Origin of the sequence: Psychrobacter immobilis (genome assembly GCF_904846065.1) — a bacterium.
GTDB lineage: Bacteria > Pseudomonadota > Gammaproteobacteria > Pseudomonadales > Moraxellaceae > Psychrobacter > Psychrobacter immobilis_H.
Genome location: NZ_CAJGZV010000001.1, coordinates 1,289,477 through 1,307,533, shown reverse-complemented (window position 1 = coordinate 1,307,533; position 18,057 = coordinate 1,289,477). Strand labels below are relative to the sequence as shown.

Below are 18,057 nucleotides of genomic sequence, written 5' to 3'. Positions count from 1 at the left end.
TTTACATTTACTTATTTATTTGATTTTTAGACTGTGTATGAATCAACAATTGCTTGAGTCAAAACCACACGACTAAGGCGTGCCCACCATACGTTGTGACACAATATTTTGCAGTGTCCAATGCCCAGTCGCGCTTTTCTGTCCCTCATCAATCTGCGGACGCGCACTAATCACATATTCTGTGCCAAGGCTTGGTTTAAAGTCATCAATCCAATCATAAGGTACCTGAAACACGCTGCCATCTTTACTTGATTTGGCCAGTAAACACTGCATCGGTAATGCCGAGGCACAGGCCACACGATTGGGCATAATTGTTAGCGTTTGCGCTTCACCCAATACAATGGTTGGGATATAACGTGGCTCAGGCACTGGCTCACGTGAAAAAGGTGACGTTTGGCAAGCACTCAGTAAACTGACCGCACTCAGCAAGCTGGCCAATAACAAAGGGGTCTTGCTAGACTTATAAGATGAACTCATAATATTCTCTATGTGATAATGAGATGGTATTAAATGATGGTTATTAATAATGATGCTTTAAATACTGGTTCTTTTTTGAGCAATCGTTATTGCTAAACCGTTATTACTAAATAATTAATTGATTGATTGATTCAAGCAATTAATTGATAGCTTATATTTTATTAGCCGATACGGCGTTTGAGACCCGTCATCTGCAAGATGCGCGTAGCGATTTCTTCAACGGACATCTCAGAGACATCAAGGCTTGGAATACCATGCGTGATGTAAATCCCCTGTATCGCCCGCTGCTCTTGCTGACATTGCTGATAGCTCGAATAACGACTGCCCGCACGGCGCTCTTGACGGATTTTCACCAAGCGATCAGTATCGATCAATAGACCGAACAGCTTGTCTTTGTGCTCGCGCAATGCTTTTGGTAATTGATTATCGTACAAGTCATCTTCGGTCAAAGGATAATTTGCTGCTCGAATACCGAACTGTAAGGCTAAGTATAAAGAAGTCGGTGTTTTTCCTGAACGCGATACGCCCACCAAAATAATATCCGCCGCATCGTAATGACGCGTACGCGCACCATCATCATTGTCTAAAGCGAAATGCACCGCGTCGATACGTTCTTTATAAGTCTCAGAATCCACATCGTCGTGTGCATGACCCGAATGTCCGTCTGGCTCCACACCCGTTTCTTCAGCGACGCGACCTATCAAACCCTCATACATATCCAAGTTACAGCTTTGGGCAGAATTAATCTTTTCACGAATATCAGGGTTAACAATCGTATCAAAGACTAATGGCAACAAACCATCTCGTTGATACGCCATGTTGATTTGCTCAACAGCGTCTTCTGCACGCTCTAAGCTATCGACATATGGCAACACTCGTGTTTCAAAAGGTACTGAAGCAAACTGACTCAAGATAGCGCGGCCAAGCGTCTCCGCCGTAATCGCTGTGCCATCTGAGATAAAAAACGCGGTTCGAACGGCTTGAGAGCTGTCTAAGTTTAATGCGTTGCGATTTTGAATAGTGGGATTCAGTTGTTCAGCTGGATTACTTGAGTACATAACGTTGGCACCTCGATTGAAAACACAATGGTAATTTTCATTTGGCTTTTATTTTTGATCGGCTTTAGACTTGATTTTCAGACGTAATTTTCGTTTTGTATAAGCGCTAATATTGCACATTTATATCAGGATAAACTGCTACTATTTATGCTCTACATTATACGCATAATAGCGGCCTAATAGAAATCAATGTTACAGGCGTACACTTAGAAAGCCACAGTGCCCTTAATCTTATCATACCGATTAATAACCATTATTGTGCTGACTGGTTACTCATACTAGCGCAGCATTACCTGATATATATAAAGGCAAATATTATAAGAATATCCTAAAGCTCTTCTGTTATTTATTTTAAACCCTCTATTTATCAATCAATTTATAAACATATCTTGATAATTAGAGTGGTCTTTACTCGCATTTTTACGTCATCTCAAAAATAGAAAAATGAATAACCTTCTACTAATTATGTAGCAAAGCCCACAATTTGTATCTTTTTGACAAAAATATTGGTTCAACCCCTCGAAATTCTCCAAATATAGCGGTATAATTCACCGTTATAATCTTTACTAAATAACCTTATTTTCTGGAGTTATCATGGCAGCGCAATCTACAGCACTTGTAATCAATCTTGATCAGCTAGGAAAAGACGACATTGAAATGGTCGGCGGCAAGAACGCCTCATTAGGTGAAATGATCAGCCATTTGTCTGATTTGGGTGTTAGTGTACCAGGCGGCTTTGCCACCACGTCAAATGCATTTAACCGTTTTTTGAATGAAACTGGCCTGCTTGACAAAATCAACAGCGAACTAAAAACATTAGATGTTGATGACGTCAAAAAACTTGCAGAAACGGGTAAAAAGATTCGTACTTGGATTATTGAGCAAGAGCTGCCAAGTGATCTTGAGCAAGAAGTGCGTCAATCGTTTGAAACGATGAGCGGCGGCGAAGACATCGCTGTTGCTGTGCGTTCTTCTGCGACTGCCGAAGATTTGCCAGATGCCTCGTTTGCTGGTCAGCAAGAGACTTTCTTGAACATTCGCGGCATTGATAACGTCCTAATTGCAATTAAAGAAGTATTTGCATCTCTTTATAACGACCGTGCCATCTCTTATCGTGTCCATAAAGGTTTTGAGCATGAAGGCGTTGCCTTATCTGCTGCTGTACAGCGTATGGTTCGCTCAGAAACTGGCGCGGCGGGTGTGATGTTCACGCTAGATACCGAAAGCGGTTTTGATCAAGTGGTATTCATCACGTCAAGCTATGGTCTAGGTGAAATGGTTGTACAGGGCGCGGTTAACCCAGATGAATTCTATATTTCTAAGCAATTGCTAGCCAATGGCAAACCATCGGTAATTCGCCGTAACCTAGGCAGCAAGCATAAGAAAATGATTTACGGTGATGAAGGTAGCACCACTAAATCAGTAAAAACTGTCGATGTTGAAAAACAAGATCGTATGCAGTTCTCATTATCAACTGAAGAGCTAACCTCTCTTGCCAAGCAAGCCGTGACGATCGAAAAGCATTACGGTCAAGCAATGGACATCGAATGGGCAAAAGACGGCGATACCAATGAAATCTTTATCGTTCAGGCGCGTCCTGAAACGGTTAAGAGCCGCCAAGACAGCAATGTCATGGAACGCTATATCATCGACACTACTAACGCTAAAGTATTGTGTGAAGGTCGTTCAATCGGTCAGCGTATCGGTTCAGGTAAAGTCCGTATCGTTAGCAATTTAAACGAGATGGACAAAGTACAAGAAGGTGATGTACTGGTATCAGACATGACGGATCCGGATTGGGAACCAGTCATGAAGCGTGCTTCTGCTATCATCACTAACCGTGGTGGTCGTACTTGTCACGCAGCGATTATTGCTCGTGAGCTAGGCGTCCCTGCTATCGTTGGTTGTGGTAATGCGACTGAGCTATTGGTTGATGGTCAAGACGTAACTGCTTCTTGTGCCGAAGGTGATACTGGCTTCATTTATGAAAGCCAAATCGACTTTGAAGTACAGACCAACTCTGTTGAGTCTATGCCAGAGCTTGCATTCAAAGTAATGATGAACGTTGGTAATCCAGATCGTGCCTTCTCATTCACGCAAATGCCAAACGAAGGTATTGGTCTTGCGCGTTTAGAATTCATCATCAACCGTATGATTGGTGTGCATCCAAAAGCACTACTGAATATGAACAGCTTGCCACGCGAAATTGCACAAGCCATCCAAGAGCGTATCGCTGGTTATGCCTCACCGGTAGATTTCTACGTGGATAAGTTGGTCGAAGGTATCTCAACCCTAGCCGTTGCCTTTATGGATCAGCCAGTTATCGTTCGTATGTCAGATTTTAAATCGAACGAATATGCTAACTTGCTTGGTGGTAAATTATACGAGCCATCAGAAGAAAACCCAATGCTTGGTTTCCGCGGTGCCAGTCGTTATGTATCTGACAACTTCCGTGACTGCTTTGAGCTTGAGTGTAAAGCACTAAAACGCGTACGTGATGAGATGGGCTTGACCAACGTCGAGATTATGATTCCATTCGTTCGCACCGTTGGCGAAGCCAAAGAAGTCATCGAATTACTTGAGAAAAACGGTCTAAAACGTGGTGAAAACGGTTTGCGCGTTATCATGATGTGTGAGCTACCAACCAACGCCCTATTGGCAGATGAATTCCTAGAGCACTTCGATGGTTTTTCAATCGGCTCTAACGACTTGACTCAGTTGACACTTGGTCTTGACCGTGACTCAGGTATCGTCTCACATCTATTTGATGAGCGTGATCCTGCGGTTAAGAAACTATTGACCATGGCGATTGATGCGTGCCGTAAAGCAAACAAATATGTCGGCATCTGTGGTCAGGGTCCATCAGACCATCCAGATCTCGCGTTCTGGCTCATGGAACAAGGTATCAGCTCAGTGTCATTGAACCCTGATTCTGTACTAGATACTTGGTTCTTCTTAGCTGGTGAAGAAGCGAAGTAAGCCCTAACGTTCAGTCACAGCAATAATTCACACAGTCATTAAAGAAACAATTATTAGGGTCTATTTGAAAAATGTTAAATAGACCCTAATATTATGTATCATATATAGTGACTTAAGATATGACTAACTATGCAGGCAATTATGCAGATTTTCCTTGCTCGAAATAACGTACAAGCTGGTCCTTACAATTTGGAGCAGCTGAATATCATGTTGGCATCTGGTGAAGTACTGCTGGATGATTTGATGTGGCATGAAGGCTTAGACCAATGGCAGCGTGTCGGTAACTTGACCAATAATCAAACGGTTTATCGACCTACAAACCTTAGCAAGCCTGAGGTTAATGACTCTATTATCAATAATGTAACTGTTTTTCCTGAAGATAACGCTAGCAATAGCTCGGATAGCAAATCAGTTTCATTAGATAGATTGTATGGCAAGCCTGAACGTCCAAAAGACACGGATAAAAATGTGAAAGCTGACATGACCACCAATCGTCAGCAAACACCGCACAATAATGTGTCGCTAAACAAGTCTAATAGCAATAAGGCTGCGTCTAGCAAAGACAAAGTCGTCGGCAATGTGGTACTTGCACCGATTATGTCGCGAGTATTAGCAACAGCCATCAATGGACTACTCTATCTACTCGCTATCTTTCCGCTAGTGATGGCATTGACAAAAATGGATGTGGATTATACCAAATTCCAAAATATCCAAGACATGGATGCGGCTTATCAGTATTCAATGACACTGATGGAGAGTCTTCCTAGTAGCACATTGATGATGTCGCAAGTGATGGTATTTGGCTTATTTGCGCTGCAATTGGTATTTATCACACTGCGTGGTCAGTCACTCGGTAAGCTGATTACGGGTATTCGCGTGGTGGATCAAACCACGCACCGTCTGCCCTCTTTTACCAAGCTTATTGGTGTGCGTACTTTGTTATTGTTTATAATCTATAACTTATTGTTCTCGTTTACCAGCTTCTTAGGGTTCGTGATTATTGCTATTCACTATTACATGGCATCAAAAAGCCCTGAAAATATCGGCTGGCATGACAAATTGGCCAAAACTTTGGTGGTAAAAGCAGATAGCAGTCAGCTAGTGAAAGAACCAAAAATAAAATAGCTTTTTTATTAACAATCCATCTTATTGTTTTGATAAAAAAGCAGCGTGATATCGCTGCTTTTTTATTAGCCGAGCATTTCTAATTATTGTTATAACTTATTAACGGTGGCTTAGTGATTAACCTTTGTGTTAGTTGCTAACTACTGTTATAATACGGCGCTTTATAAACTAAGCTTATTTCTTATTATTTTTCATAATAATAGCTAGAAATCGGGCTTACCTTATAAATCTCCTTGCTATTAACATAGGGTTAATAGCTACTAATCCGTAAGGAGTCATAATGCGACATTACGAACTGGTGTTACTTGTACACCCAGACCAAAGCGACCAAGTGGTCGGCATGGTTGAGCGCTACATCAAGTTAGTTCAAGACAACAACGGTGTTATCCATCGTTTAGAAGATTGGGGCCGCCGTCAATTGGCATATCCAATCAACAAGATTCACAAAGCTCATTACGTTCTTTTCAACATTGAAACTGACGGTGAAACTTTAGCTGAACTTGAAGAATTATTCCGTTATAACGACGCGATCATTCGTAGTCTAGTTATGCGCCGTGACGACGCTGTCACTGAAGAGTCGCAGTTAGCCAAGAATGCCGATGAAAAACGCGCACGCAAAGCAACTACTCGTCGTCCAGACAGTCGTGAAAACGATAATGACGACAACGACAACAGTGAAGACTAATTAAAGGAGAATACTCATGGCACGTTTCTATCGCCGTCGCAAATTCTGCCGTTTCACTGCTGAAGGCATCACTCACATCGATTATAAAGATGTTGAATTGCTAAAACAGTACATCAGTGATAATGGTAAAATCGTACCAAGCCGCATTACCGGTACATCTACTAAGTATCAGCGTCAACTAGCTACTGCTATCAAGCAAGCTCGTTATTTATCGCTACTCCCATACACTGATAACCATCAGGGTTAACCGTTAACTTTAACTAGGAATGACTCATGCAAATTATTTTGTTACAGCGTATCGTCAACCTTGGTAAACTCGGTGAAACTGTCGATGTGAAACCAGGTTACGGACGTAACTTTCTTATCCCTTTGGGTAAAGCACTACCTGCTACTGCAGCTAACATTGAAAAGTTCGAAGCACGTCGTGCCGAGCTTGAAGCTGAAGAAGCGAAAGAAGTAGCTGTTGCTCAAGAACGTGCTGATGCGCTAACTGACGTTAATGTCATCATGCGTGCTAAATCAGGCGACGAAGGCAAGCTATTCGGTTCTATCGGTACTCGCGATATTGCTGAAGCATTGACTAACTCAGGTCTAGAAGTAGACCGTGCTGAAATCAAGCTTCCTGAAGGCACTTTACGTCAAGTTGGCGAATACAATGTTGATATTCAGCTACATCATGACGTTACCGCTACTATTCTAGTTACCATTCTTTCTGAAGATGGCGACAATGAAGAGTCAGCAACAGAAGTTGAAGACGATAACGAAGATTATTCAGAAGAGTAATTTTTTGAATATCTAGATCTAGTCTAAAAAAGCCAGTAACGTCATGTTGCTGGCTTTTTTGCGTTTTGCTGTCGCGTTTAATTTATGATTTTATCAGGTATCTTGTGCAGTGATATATTCTAGCAACTATTTGTAATAAATAGCTTGGAAAGCCTATACTTAACAATAAGATACTACCTATAAAGTCATCTTTATTATTGTCACCTGAGTTGATATGCTCGTCGTATTTAATTGATAGATTTTATTTAGATAACGATAGGCTGCAATGACATGATAAATACTGACGACAAATTACGCTGCACCCAAGGCAATCACTTTTATAGCGAAGGTGAAATTTATAAGGTGGGTAGAATCGTTAATAATAAATACTTTCAAATCCTAACCGATAATGATGCAGACCATTGGTACGCAACACTGGATGATAAAGGCATTTATGTGAGCTTTGATTCTAACCTAGGATTAGCAGAAAACGAGAGAGCCTATTTTGAAAAAATGGATGAGCTACAAGCTGAAAGCTAGCAGCCTCCTGAATTATTCAAAAGCACTCAAAAGCATTCAAAATTTAAAAACGGTCAATATAATGGCCGTTTTTTTAATTAAATATCAATACGATTACAGGACAGATATGCGACAGAGCGCGGCCACTCAGCGGCTGTTTTCGGCACTTCTTGGTCAGCAGCCATTATCTTGGCCGCATTTATCCAGCCTGCATGACCGATGACTAATACTGGGCTATCTTTTTGTTCAGCTGAAACTTTAACCAACCAACCTCCAACACGCTCAAATAGCTGCTGCAAGCTCTCTCCATGACTGGGCGCAAAATGGGCAAAATTATGACACCACTCATCAATCTCTTGCTTGGTGATTTGCTCCCACCGACATCCATCCCATTCGCCAAAATGAATCTCAGCCAATTCAGGCGCGACGCGACACTCAAAACCACGTTGTGCTAATATTTGCCCGACTTTTAGTGAACGTTGTAAGGGGCTGACCCAAATTATTTTTGGTAATTGATGCAAACGCACAAAGCGCTCGATTTTATTGGCAAGACGTTTCAACTTACGTTTATCGACGCCGATATCAGTTTGTCCAATACAAATTCCTTCAGTATTCATCGGTTTGGGATGACGCCAAATATAGAGAATCATGAATAAGTATGGTCCTTGGTGAAGATTTAATTTAAATGAAGGGTATAGAAGCAGCCAGTCCGATATAAATAGCAATTTCACTAAGCTGCTGCGTCGCGCCGAGCCCATCGCCCGTGTAACCATCCAAGCGCCTGCGCAATAAACGTCGCATGTAATCAGTGGCTATCAGCGCCAATATAAATGCTAACAACCATCGACCAAGCCCAATCTGCTGCATCGTATTGGGAAATATAAGGGCGACTAAAATAATAGCCAATATTAGCCAGCCACTGCTATATAGCCCTTGTATTGGCGTCAACTGCTGCGCCATCGGTTTGGCTTTTGCGTGTTCTATCTCTCCACCATAAGGCAGTAAAGACAGCAGGCTAATGCAAAGTAAACGCGACGCGGTATGTCCTATGATAAGCGCGATGACAGCTATCGGTATGGGCATCGAGGCAAGTAAGCTAATTTTGAGTAATAGCGCCGACACCAAACCTAATACACCATAAGTACCTAGGCGCGAGTCTTTCATAATAGTCAGTGTGCGCTCGCGAGTCAGACCACCGCCGAGACCGTCACAGCTATCCGCAAGACCATCTTCATGAAAAGCCCCAGTGAGCTTAATTCCAAAAGCTGTGCTCAGCACTGCTGCAACTAGCGGCGTAAATAACAGACTGCCCAGCCAAAACACGCCAGCACAGAGTAAGCCCACCAGTAAACCGACTGCGGGAAAATGGCGACTGCTCTGATGCAACCATTGCGGATCATAATGCTTAAATGATGGTACAGGTATTCGGGTTAAAAATTGAACGGCGACCAGTAACAATATCCATTCATGCTTTATAAATTGAGTAAGATTTCGTCTAGGCAAGGATGGCTGATTTGATGGTTTGTTTAATGATTGTGACATCAGTTGTTTTGCTCACTGATACCGGCGTCACTAAAGCTTGCCATCTCATTGATAATGGCGCAAGCGGATTGCAACAATGGATACGCGAGCGCAGCCCCGCTACCCTCGCCTAAGCGCATGCCCATATTAAGTAAAGGCTCAGCATTTAGTGATTTCAATAAATGCGTGTGTCCCGGCTCAACAGAATGATGAGCAAAGACCGCGTATTGGGCAACACCGGGTGCTAGGCGTTCAGCCACCAATAATGCGCTACTGGCAATAAAACCATCAATCAGGAGAATACGCCGTTCACTAGCAGCCTGAATCAGTGCACCCGCCATCATGGCAATTTCAAGCCCGCCCAATGCAGCGAGTACATCAAACGGTGCTTGTGCCTGTTGATGACGCTCTAATACTTGCGTCAAAATATCCGTCTTATGCTCTAATCCTGCATCATCAAGTCCTGTACCGCGACCAATACAATCAGCAATAGACAAGTCTCCCAGTCTCGCGAGCAAAAGACTCGCTGCTGAAGTATTGCCTATGCCCATTTCACCAACAATCAACAGATTACCCGCTAGATTCTTGACGACTTTCATGCCGTTTTCTAGCGCTGCTAAACACTCTGTTTCTGTCATTGCAGGCTCTGTTAGCGCGTCTCGGCTACCATGGCGAACCTTGTAATCTAGCAATTTTGGATGAGGAGCAAAGTCGGCATCCACCCCAGCGTCAACAACCTTTAACTCAATATTATGCTGGCGTGCCAGTACGTTGATGGCGGCACCGCCTTGCAAAAAGTTATGAACCATTTGCGCAGTGACAGCACTAGGAAACGCTGATGTACCATGCTTAGTTAAACCATGGTCTGCCGCAAACACTCGTATTTGCGCTTGCTCAATATGCGGTGTGATCGTTCCTTGAATCATACCCAACTGCACAGCGAGTGCCTCTATTCGCCCAAGCGCGCCCAGCGGCTTGGTTTTTAGGTCTATAATCTGCTGTAGCTGCTGACGTAATTCATCATTTTCTATATTGGCTATAGTAGGCGCAGTAAATATGGTCAAGGTAGGCATCCTGATAATGGTACGTGTGAAGCAAAAAGCACATACTAGCAGAGTATCTAAGCTTTACCATGAATAAAATCAAATATGAGCCGAATAGATTCCCTAGCAGCTTGGATTTACTATAGAATATGCCCCTTTAAAAATCCATATACCTATTGATGCTGCTATTAATGAAATAATAGCTCAGTAGCAGCATCCACAATTATCGCTATCAACCCTACATGTAGAGACAGTAATGATCGTATTTTGGCTTGTGCTGACCATTCTTTTTATTATTTTTGCCACAGCAAAGTTAAAGTGGCATCCTTTTTTAGTATTGATATTATCAGCCTTTTTAGTAGCGCTATTTTACCAAGTGCCGCTTAATACCGTTGCTAAAACCATCTCTGATGGCTTTGGCGGTATTTTAGGTTACATTGGCCTTGTGATTGTATTTGGTACTATTATTGGCTTGATACTGGAAAAAACTGGGGCTGCTATCGTGATGGCAGAATCAGTCATCAAAGTATTGGGCCCTCGCTTCCCTACTTTGACCATGTCTATCGTCGGTGCGGTGGTATCAATACCCGTATTTTGTGACTCAGGCTATATCATCCTAAACTCTCTTAAAGAGTCGTTGGCTGAGCGTTTAAATGTCTCTAGCGTGGCAATGAGTATCGCTCTAGCGACTGGTCTGTATGCCACTCATACCTTTGTACCGCCGACGCCAGGTCCGATTGCCGCCGCAGGCAATTTAGGACTAGAGTCAAATCTAGGTCTGGTCATCATGGTCGGTGTGGTGGTGACTGCTGTGGCAGTATTGGCTGGCTGGTGGTGGTCTAATCGTTTCCTCAATGCGACTCCTGACAATATAAATGCAGCAGACGCACCGGCAGCAGCAATGCCTGAAGGCATGAAAACTCGCGACGAGTATAGCCATTTGCCGTCAGCGACCATGGCATTTTTACCTATCATTGTGCCTATCATATTAATCTGCCTGTCCTCTGTTGCCAATTTCCCAAGCGCGCCGTTTGGCAGTGGAACATTGACAGATATTCTTGTATTTATCGGTAATCCGCTCACCGCATTACTTATTGGTCTATTTTTGTCTTTCTTACTGATTAACAGCGAGCAAAAAACCCAGCAAATCAGCGATAGTATCTCACAAGGCTTAGTAGTTGCGGCCCCTATTCTACTGATTACGGGTGCAGGTGGTGCGTTTGGTGCGATGTTAAAAGTCACACCGATTGGCGACTATTTGGGTACGACTTTATCCGCACTAGGACTGGGTATTTTTATGCCATTTATCGTTTCTGCTGCATTAAAGACAGCTCAAGGCTCGACCACAGTTGCACTGGTCACCACTTCTGCAATGGTAGCGCCTCTACTTGATCAAATTGGTCTAGACAGTGAGCTGGGCCGTGTATTCTGTGTCATGGCAATCGGTGCGGGCGCAATGACAATCTCTCATGCTAATGACAGCTTCTTTTGGATTGTCAGTCAGTTCAGCCGTATGAGTGTGGCACAAGCGTACAAAGCTCATTCGATGGCCACTGGTATTCAAGGTGTGACCAGTATTGTATTTATCTGGTTATTGACGTTGGTATTTATTTAAAGAGATTCAAAGAGACATTCATGAAAATTTTAATTGCTCCCGACTCATTTAAAGAAAGCTTAGACGCACTGGATGTTTGCCGCGCCATTCAATCTGGCTTCAGCCAAGTGTTTCCAGAGGCTGATTATAAGCTACTGCCGATGGCTGATGGCGGCGAAGGCACGTCTGCGGTACTGTCTTATGTATTGGGTGGACGCTGGAAAGAAGTGGTGGTCAATGATCCACTGATGAGACCGATAACGGCAAAGTATTTGTTATTGCCCGACGCTACGGCCGTCATCGAAGTTGCTCAAGCTTGCGGGTTACATCTATTGACAAGCGGTGAACGCAATCCTGTGATTGCTAGCAGTTACGGTGTCGGCGAGCTGATTGCTGATGCGTTAGAAGAAAGGGCTAAACGTATCGTGATTGGTCTAGGTGGTAGTGCAACCAATGATGCAGGTCTTGGCATGCTAATGGCATTAGGCATCACATTTCACGATATCGATGACACTCTACTCACTCATGGTGGTGGCGCACTTGCCAGCCTACATAGGCTTGATAATATAAATCTTCATGCAAAGGTATTAGACACAGTATTTGAAGTCGCTTGTGATGTGACCAATCCATTATGTGGTCTTTTGGGTGCGAGCGCAGTATTTGGTCCACAAAAAGGCGCTTGTGCAGAGCAAGTAAAAGCTTTAGATAAAGCACTCAGTCACTTTGCCACCATGTGCGGTCATCACGGTTATGAGGACTGCCAACATGTCGAAGGCGCTGGAGCAGCTGGTGGTCTTGGCTACGCGATGATGACGTTCTTTCAAGCTCAGCTAAAATCAGGCTTTGACACAGTTGCTGAGGTGGCTCACCTGCCACAGCATATCGCAGAGGCTGATCTCGTCATCACTGGTGAAGGTAAGCTCGATGCGCAAACAGCCATGGGTAAAGTGGCAGGTGGCATCAGTCAGCTTGCCAAAGCCAGCCATACGCCAGTCATTGCTATTTGCGGTAGTGTTGACGGACTCAAACCTGCGCAAACTAGCCAGTTCGAGGTCATCATGCCCAGTATTCAAAAAGTAGATACCATCGAAAACGTACTGAGTCAGGCTTATGACAATATTGAAACAACTGCTGTCAATATCGCTGCAAGTATCAAACTTGGGCAAAACTTGAAATAACGATAGTTTATTAAATAAGCGACTTCTATTAAATGCACAGCTATTTAACCTTTGATAGCTTTGCATTTATCATTTATTCTCAAAATATCTATAGCCATTTCGTTACTTCATCAATGACAGTATGCATTCTATTAGAGAGTGCATGCTGTCGTCTTACCGCAAGATATAGCGTCTCGCTAACGGCAACAGGCAGATGATGGCTTTTAATCAGCTCAGGCTTTGGATAAGCAGCCACTGCATGTGCAGGTAATACGGTAAAGCCTATTCCTCTGCTGACTGGCTCTAAGATTAAACCTATCTGATTAGAAAAGCCTTTTTTCTCAAAATCATTGATGTGTTGAAATTGCTCATAATTGGCAGTCAGTAGCATGCCTGCATGATGGGCACCATTTGGATGATCAATAAAGCCAAGCTCGGTGAGATGCTCCCAGCTCGGCTCTACCGTAGTTGCAGGTGTCACTAATATTAGCGCTTCTTGCGCCATAGGTTTGCAACTAACCGTTTCATCATCTGAGACATCCGTCATAAAACCAATGTCAATCTCGTGATTAGCCAGTGCCCGCTCAATATCAGAATTTGGGGCAAAGCGATAATCAATCACTAGCTTTGGGTGCTGCTGTTGTAAGGTCAAAAGCTGCGGATATAGCTTGAGTCCCACACTACCAGGCGACATCAAACGCACCAATCCTTCATAAGGAGGATCTTCACCGATGCGCTGCTCCAGATTTGATAAGCGCTGCAATATCTCGCCTGCTTCTTTATAGAGCCGCTCACCTGCATTGGTCAGTGAGAACTGTTTTCCTTGACGAATCAGTAAGTCTGTATCCAACTGATCTTCTAGCTTACGTATGTGCTGACTCACGCCTGATTGCGTCATGTGTAAGCGCTCAGCGGTACGAGTAAAGTGCCCGAACTCGGCAAGCGCACAAAAAGTGCGCAACCATGTGATATTTATCATTACGATACATAATTATTTATATAATATTTGATAATTTTACATAATAATCGTATGTTTGTATACTGGCCTCACGTTAAATAAGAGTACAACTAACAGGAGCAAAAGCTATGAACAACGTTTATCCAAGGAGTTTTTCGCACATCGGCCTTTCAGTTCCCGACCTAGAAGCCGCCGTAAAATTTTATACTGAAGTAATGGGTTGGTACACCATCATGGAGCCAACAGAGATTGTTGAAGATAATAGCCCGATTGGTGAAATGTGTACTGAAGTATTCGGTGCTGGTTGGGGCAGCTTCCGTATCGCTCACCTATCGACTGGTGACCGTATCGGTGTTGAGATTTTTGAATTTAAAAATCAAGAAAACCCTGAAAATAACTTTGAATATTGGAAAACAGGTATCTTTCACTTTTGTGTTCAAGATCCAAATGTTGAAGAACTGGCTGAGCGTATGGTTGCAGCAGGCGGTAAAAAGCGTATGGCAAAACCACGTTACTACTACCCTGGCGAAAAACCTTACCGCATGATTTATATGGAAGACCCGTTCGGCAACATCGTTGAAATATACAGCCACAGCTACGAGCTTATCTATAGCGAAGGCGCATACTAAATTCAGTGTAAATACAGCTTAATCCAGCCTTGACTTGTATCTAACTGATAAACAAGTAGCGACCTCAGAATATGAGATCGCTATTTTTATTTGTCTGCTTTCTACATGAGCAACCTATTATATAAGAGGTAAGCCATGCTACTATTTAGGTAGCTATACATAGCATCTACCAAACGAAACAACCCATTATCAAGGATGATAAATGACAAACTCTGACGTTGCCTTAAACATGGACGACTTTCTCGTTATTAGAAAAGACGATAGAAAAAGTGGCGTGGTCACTCTCACCTTAAACCGACCAAAGCAATTCAATGCCTTATCCGTTGAGCTACTCTCTGCGCTACAAGCGGAGCTGGACAGTATCGCTCAAGATGACAATATCCGTGTAGTCGTCATTGCAGCAAATGGTAAAGCGTTTTGTGCCGGTCACAATCTAAAAGAGATGCGCGCACATTTAGATGAAGCCTTTCAGCGCGCCCTATTCCAACAATGCAGTCACATGATGCTAACTATTAATCGTATACCGCAAGTCGTCATTGCAAAGGTGCAAGGCATTGCGACAGCAGCAGGATGCCAACTGGTCGCAGCTTGTGATTTGGCCGTTGCCGCTGATAAAGCCAAATTTGCCACTTCAGGGATAAACGTTGGGCTTTTTTGCTCTACGCCTGCCGTTGCAGTCAGTCGCAATCTACCTCGTAAGCAAGCGTTTGAGATGCTGATTACTGGTGAGTTTATCGATGCACATACTGCCTTGCAATATAAATTGATCAATCGAGTAGCCCCAGCAGAGCAATTAGAACAAGTCTTGCAATCGTTGATAACGGCAATCACCGCCAAATCTCCAGTAGCGGTCAGAACTGGCAAAGATATGTTTTATAAGCAATTGAATATGAGCGTCGAAGATGCTTATGACTATGCCAGTGAAGTGATGACTTGTAATATGATGGCAGACGATGTGAGTGAAGGTATTGACGCCTTTGTTGAAAAGCGTCAAGCCGTATGGAAAGGATGTTAACTGTTTGACGAAAATACTCTGACTAAAGAAAGATGGCGTTGCTATTATTATGAAGCCATCAAAGCGCCCACAATCATAAATGCAACGGCTATGAGTGATCTCAAAAATGGTGAACTGCACTCTGCCCAGCGAGTGATAATAAAGTATAAATTGGCAAATGGAAGAAATAGATATAACAGTCCCCAGAGTACCGACTCTTGGAAGGCTATAATAATTAACTTAATGCTATAAATAATGCACATGATGCTTGCGATGACAAGTAAAATAACACCTATGAATTCCACGTGAATTTCCTCAAAATGTTTAATAAGAAACAAACTATTATTAATTTAAAAAGACATTGAAAATATAACTACCAGCAGTTTGCTTAGCCATCAATGCTAAAAAATGATGGTTTTGAGAGGCTGTTTATTATCTCAGAACTGTTGCTGGTGTATAATAACAGGTAACGTGAGAAACACATAATATTATAAAACATAAGTTGAATAAATATGACTTAATCTACTTTGATCGCTTATAAAAATATACTCACAACCAATCTATGAGAAAATAGAAAAACAAAAAAAGGCCATGATAGCGATATCATGGCCTTTTTTAAACAACTACTACAATTAATCTGTTACTTACTCAGCGGCGATGGCAATCATCTCAACCAACAGCTCAGGACGTGCCAATGCAGACTCGCCACAAGCACGAGCTGGCGGCTGAATGCCTTCAAACCACTGGTCATAGACTTCATTCATAGCAGCAAAGTCTGCCATGTCTTTTATCCAAACCGTGACTGACAGTAGTTTTGATTTATCGCTACCCACTTCTTCTAACAACGTTTGAATTTTTTCCAAACAAGTCAATGTTTGCGCTTTGATATCGTCTTCTGCATTACCTACCTGACCACACAAATAGATAGTCTGGTTATGGATTACAGTTTTGCTCATACGTTGATTGCTATGTAGCTTCTTAATCATGTTATATACCTTCAATTTATTAATTTAAGTCTGTGCTAAATCTGGCAAATGCGCTGTTAATTAGAAAAACGCTGAGCACTGAATGGCGCAACATCTACTAATAATGGCTTGTCATGAATCATTTCTTCAACCAGACGCCCTGTCATAGGCCCTAACGTGAAACCTTGATGGCTATGACCAAATGCGAACCATAATTTTTCATGTTTGTCTGCAGGACCAATAACTGGCTTCATATCAGGCATACAAGGACGTGATCCTGCCCATGCTTCGCTCTCAACCGCATCTTCTAATGGTAAGATTTTTCTTGCCAGCTTCAGGACTGTTTTTAATTGGCCAAAGTTCTTTGGTGCATCCATCGTAGTCATCTCAGCACCAGTCGTGATACGGATACCCTGCTGCATTGGACCCATCACAAAGCCTTTGTCCATATCAAACATACTGTGGTTGATGGTGTTTTTTTCCGTCACTTTGAAATGCTGATGGTAGCCACGCATTGGGAACAATGGCAGATTATAGCCAAGTGGCTTGATCAAATCATTAGACCATGGACCTGCTGCGATAACCAACTTATCACTATAATAAGTGTCATTATCAGTAATGATTTTCCAACCTTCACTATCTTGTACGATTTCTTTTACATCGCTCTCTTTAATTGTACCGCCCATCTCTTGGAAATTTTTCGCATAGGCTTTTACGAGGGAGCTTGGGTTTGACACTTGCCAAGAGTTTTTCCAATGAATCGCACCAACGAAACCTTCAAAATTAGCGCTAGGCTCCATGGCTTTTAGCGCTTCAAGGTTCAATACGTTATGCTCAACGCCTTGATTGCGCGCATCAATGGCTGATGCTTGTGCTTCTTTGAACGTTTCTTCCGAACGATGCAATTGCAACCAACCATCACGAGTAATTAGCTCGTCAGCACCAGAGGCTGAAATCATTGTCTGATGCTCACTGGTACAATGCGCGATCAGTGTCTGCCATTCTGATTCTATTTTTTTGACCGAAGCTGGCGTAGAGTATTTCCAGTACTGTAGCAGCGCTTGGTGATAACGCAAAATTGCTGGAATACGATAGCGAATATCCGTCCCTTGGTTCGGTAATACTCTGATCATCTCAGTCAATTGACGAGGAAAAGGATGGGTATGAATGGCTTCGCGCTGAATCAATCCTGCATTGCCATACGAGGTTTCTGAGCCTGGCAACTTCTTGTCTAACATTAGTACTTTTGAATTATTTTTTTGTAAATGCCACGCGACTGACGTGCCAACCATACCTGCACCGATAACGATCACTTCATAGCGCATAACCTATCCTTTTCTTATGGTGTTAATACAAAGTATCAAATATGAGGGTCTAACGGAATAAGGTGGTAATAGTAACGCATTGAGCTGAATATTAAACCCCAATCTCATAAATATTTTTGCTATTAAATACTTTTGGTTATGGGATTTTTAAAAAGGTATTTTTGATAGGAATAATGAGAATTTGGTTGATAAAATAGTAATGATTAGCCATCATTTTTAAAAATACTAGATGCGACTTAGTGCTATCAATTTCTGTGCTATAGTTT

General features: G+C 42.6%; 18 protein-coding genes. 10 read left to right on the top strand and 8 right to left on the bottom strand.

Going from position 1 to position 18,057, the window contains the following annotated elements; translation table 11 throughout:
* Positions 1 to 72 precede the first annotated feature (72 nt).
* Together JMW64_RS05515 and ppsR are read right to left on the bottom strand one after the other, a co-directional pair.
* Positions 73 to 477: a DUF4377 domain-containing protein gene (locus tag JMW64_RS05515; RefSeq protein ID WP_045446913.1), complete on the bottom strand. Its 405-nt coding sequence runs from the start codon at positions 475 to 477 to the stop codon at positions 73 to 75.
* A 161-nt stretch (positions 478 to 638) separates the two neighbouring features.
* Positions 639 to 1,535, bottom strand: coding sequence for a posphoenolpyruvate synthetase regulatory kinase/phosphorylase PpsR (gene ppsR, locus JMW64_RS05510; protein WP_045446910.1), 897 nt, complete (start codon positions 1,533 to 1,535; stop codon positions 639 to 641).
* A gap of 594 nt (positions 1,536 to 2,129) precedes the next feature.
* On the opposite strand from ppsR, the gene ppsA reads away from it, so the two are divergent.
* The 6 genes from ppsA (at position 2,130) to JMW64_RS05480 (ending at position 7,626) form a co-directional block, all read left to right on the top strand.
* A complete protein-coding gene (ppsA, locus tag JMW64_RS05505) occupies positions 2,130 to 4,514 on the top strand; it encodes a phosphoenolpyruvate synthase (RefSeq protein ID WP_045452104.1) in 2,385 nt (794 codons plus the stop codon).
* Positions 4,515 to 4,643: 129 nt separating this feature from the next.
* Positions 4,644 to 5,639, top strand: coding sequence for an RDD family protein (locus JMW64_RS05500; protein ID WP_201553685.1), 996 nt, complete (start codon positions 4,644 to 4,646; stop codon positions 5,637 to 5,639).
* A 280-nt stretch (positions 5,640 to 5,919) separates the two neighbouring features.
* On the top strand, positions 5,920 to 6,324 hold the full coding sequence (gene rpsF / locus JMW64_RS05495; RefSeq protein ID WP_045446907.1) for a 30S ribosomal protein S6: 405 nt from the start codon (positions 5,920 to 5,922) through the stop codon (positions 6,322 to 6,324).
* A gap of 16 nt (positions 6,325 to 6,340) precedes the next feature.
* On the top strand, positions 6,341 to 6,571 hold the full coding sequence (gene rpsR / locus JMW64_RS05490) for a 30S ribosomal protein S18 (RefSeq protein WP_010198808.1): 231 nt from the start codon (positions 6,341 to 6,343) through the stop codon (positions 6,569 to 6,571).
* Positions 6,572 to 6,597: 26 nt separating this feature from the next.
* Complete coding sequence (rplI, locus tag JMW64_RS05485) at positions 6,598 to 7,107, top strand: 50S ribosomal protein L9 (RefSeq protein WP_201553684.1); 510 nt, start codon at positions 6,598 to 6,600, stop codon at positions 7,105 to 7,107.
* Between the two features lie 270 nt (positions 7,108 to 7,377).
* On the top strand, positions 7,378 to 7,626 hold the full coding sequence (locus JMW64_RS05480; protein WP_201553683.1) for a hypothetical protein: 249 nt from the start codon (positions 7,378 to 7,380) through the stop codon (positions 7,624 to 7,626).
* A 77-nt stretch (positions 7,627 to 7,703) separates the two neighbouring features.
* Here the strand turns inward: JMW64_RS05480 and JMW64_RS05475 are convergent, their stop codons facing one another.
* Genes JMW64_RS05475 through cobT form a run of 3 tightly spaced genes read right to left on the bottom strand, consistent with a single transcriptional unit; the run spans position 7,704 to position 10,199 of the window.
* Positions 7,704 to 8,255: a histidine phosphatase family protein gene (locus JMW64_RS05475; protein ID WP_201553682.1), complete on the bottom strand. Its 552-nt coding sequence runs from the start codon at positions 8,253 to 8,255 to the stop codon at positions 7,704 to 7,706.
* Positions 8,256 to 8,286: 31 nt separating this feature from the next.
* Positions 8,287 to 9,147 carry an adenosylcobinamide-GDP ribazoletransferase gene (gene cobS, locus JMW64_RS05470; RefSeq protein ID WP_201553681.1) on the bottom strand — a complete coding sequence of 287 codons (861 nt, stop codon included), beginning with the start codon at positions 9,145 to 9,147 and terminating at the stop codon, positions 8,287 to 8,289.
* Positions 9,147 to 10,199: a nicotinate-nucleotide--dimethylbenzimidazole phosphoribosyltransferase gene (cobT, locus tag JMW64_RS05465; RefSeq protein WP_227694076.1), complete on the bottom strand. Its 1,053-nt coding sequence runs from the start codon at positions 10,197 to 10,199 to the stop codon at positions 9,147 to 9,149. The genes cobS and cobT overlap by 1 nt, the downstream gene beginning before the upstream one ends.
* Positions 10,200 to 10,425: 226 nt before the next feature.
* On the opposite strand from cobT, the gene JMW64_RS05460 reads away from it, so the two are divergent.
* Both JMW64_RS05460 and JMW64_RS05455 read left to right on the top strand, forming a co-directional pair.
* Positions 10,426 to 11,784 (top strand): GntP family permease, encoded by a 1,359-nt coding sequence (locus JMW64_RS05460; RefSeq protein ID WP_201553679.1) that lies wholly within the window; start codon positions 10,426 to 10,428, stop codon positions 11,782 to 11,784.
* 20 nt (positions 11,785 to 11,804) lie between these two features.
* Complete coding sequence (locus tag JMW64_RS05455) at positions 11,805 to 12,941, top strand: glycerate kinase (RefSeq protein ID WP_201553678.1); 1,137 nt, start codon at positions 11,805 to 11,807, stop codon at positions 12,939 to 12,941.
* An 88-nt stretch (positions 12,942 to 13,029) separates the two neighbouring features.
* Here the strand turns inward: JMW64_RS05455 and JMW64_RS05450 are convergent, their stop codons facing one another.
* Positions 13,030 to 13,899: a LysR family transcriptional regulator gene (locus tag JMW64_RS05450; protein WP_201553677.1), complete on the bottom strand. Its 870-nt coding sequence runs from the start codon at positions 13,897 to 13,899 to the stop codon at positions 13,030 to 13,032.
* 107 nt (positions 13,900 to 14,006) lie between these two features.
* Here JMW64_RS05450 and JMW64_RS05445 point away from each other — a divergent pair, with 107 nt between their 5' ends.
* Positions 14,007 to 14,507 carry a lactoylglutathione lyase family protein gene (locus tag JMW64_RS05445; RefSeq protein WP_201553676.1) on the top strand — a complete coding sequence of 167 codons (501 nt, stop codon included), beginning with the start codon at positions 14,007 to 14,009 and terminating at the stop codon, positions 14,505 to 14,507.
* A gap of 202 nt (positions 14,508 to 14,709) precedes the next feature.
* The gene (locus tag JMW64_RS05440; protein ID WP_201553675.1) at positions 14,710 to 15,522 is read left to right on the top strand and encodes an enoyl-CoA hydratase; all 813 of its coding nucleotides are present in this window, start codon (positions 14,710 to 14,712) and stop codon (positions 15,520 to 15,522) included.
* Positions 15,523 to 16,145: 623 nt separating this feature from the next.
* Here the strand turns inward: JMW64_RS05440 and JMW64_RS05435 are convergent.
* Positions 16,146 to 16,484 carry a RidA family protein gene (locus JMW64_RS05435; RefSeq protein WP_055124581.1) on the bottom strand — a complete coding sequence of 113 codons (339 nt, stop codon included), beginning with the start codon at positions 16,482 to 16,484 and terminating at the stop codon, positions 16,146 to 16,148.
* Positions 16,485 to 16,543: 59 nt separating this feature from the next.
* Complete coding sequence (locus JMW64_RS05430; RefSeq protein WP_201553674.1) at positions 16,544 to 17,791, bottom strand: NAD(P)/FAD-dependent oxidoreductase; 1,248 nt, start codon at positions 17,789 to 17,791, stop codon at positions 16,544 to 16,546.
* Positions 17,792 to 18,057 lie beyond the last annotated feature (266 nt).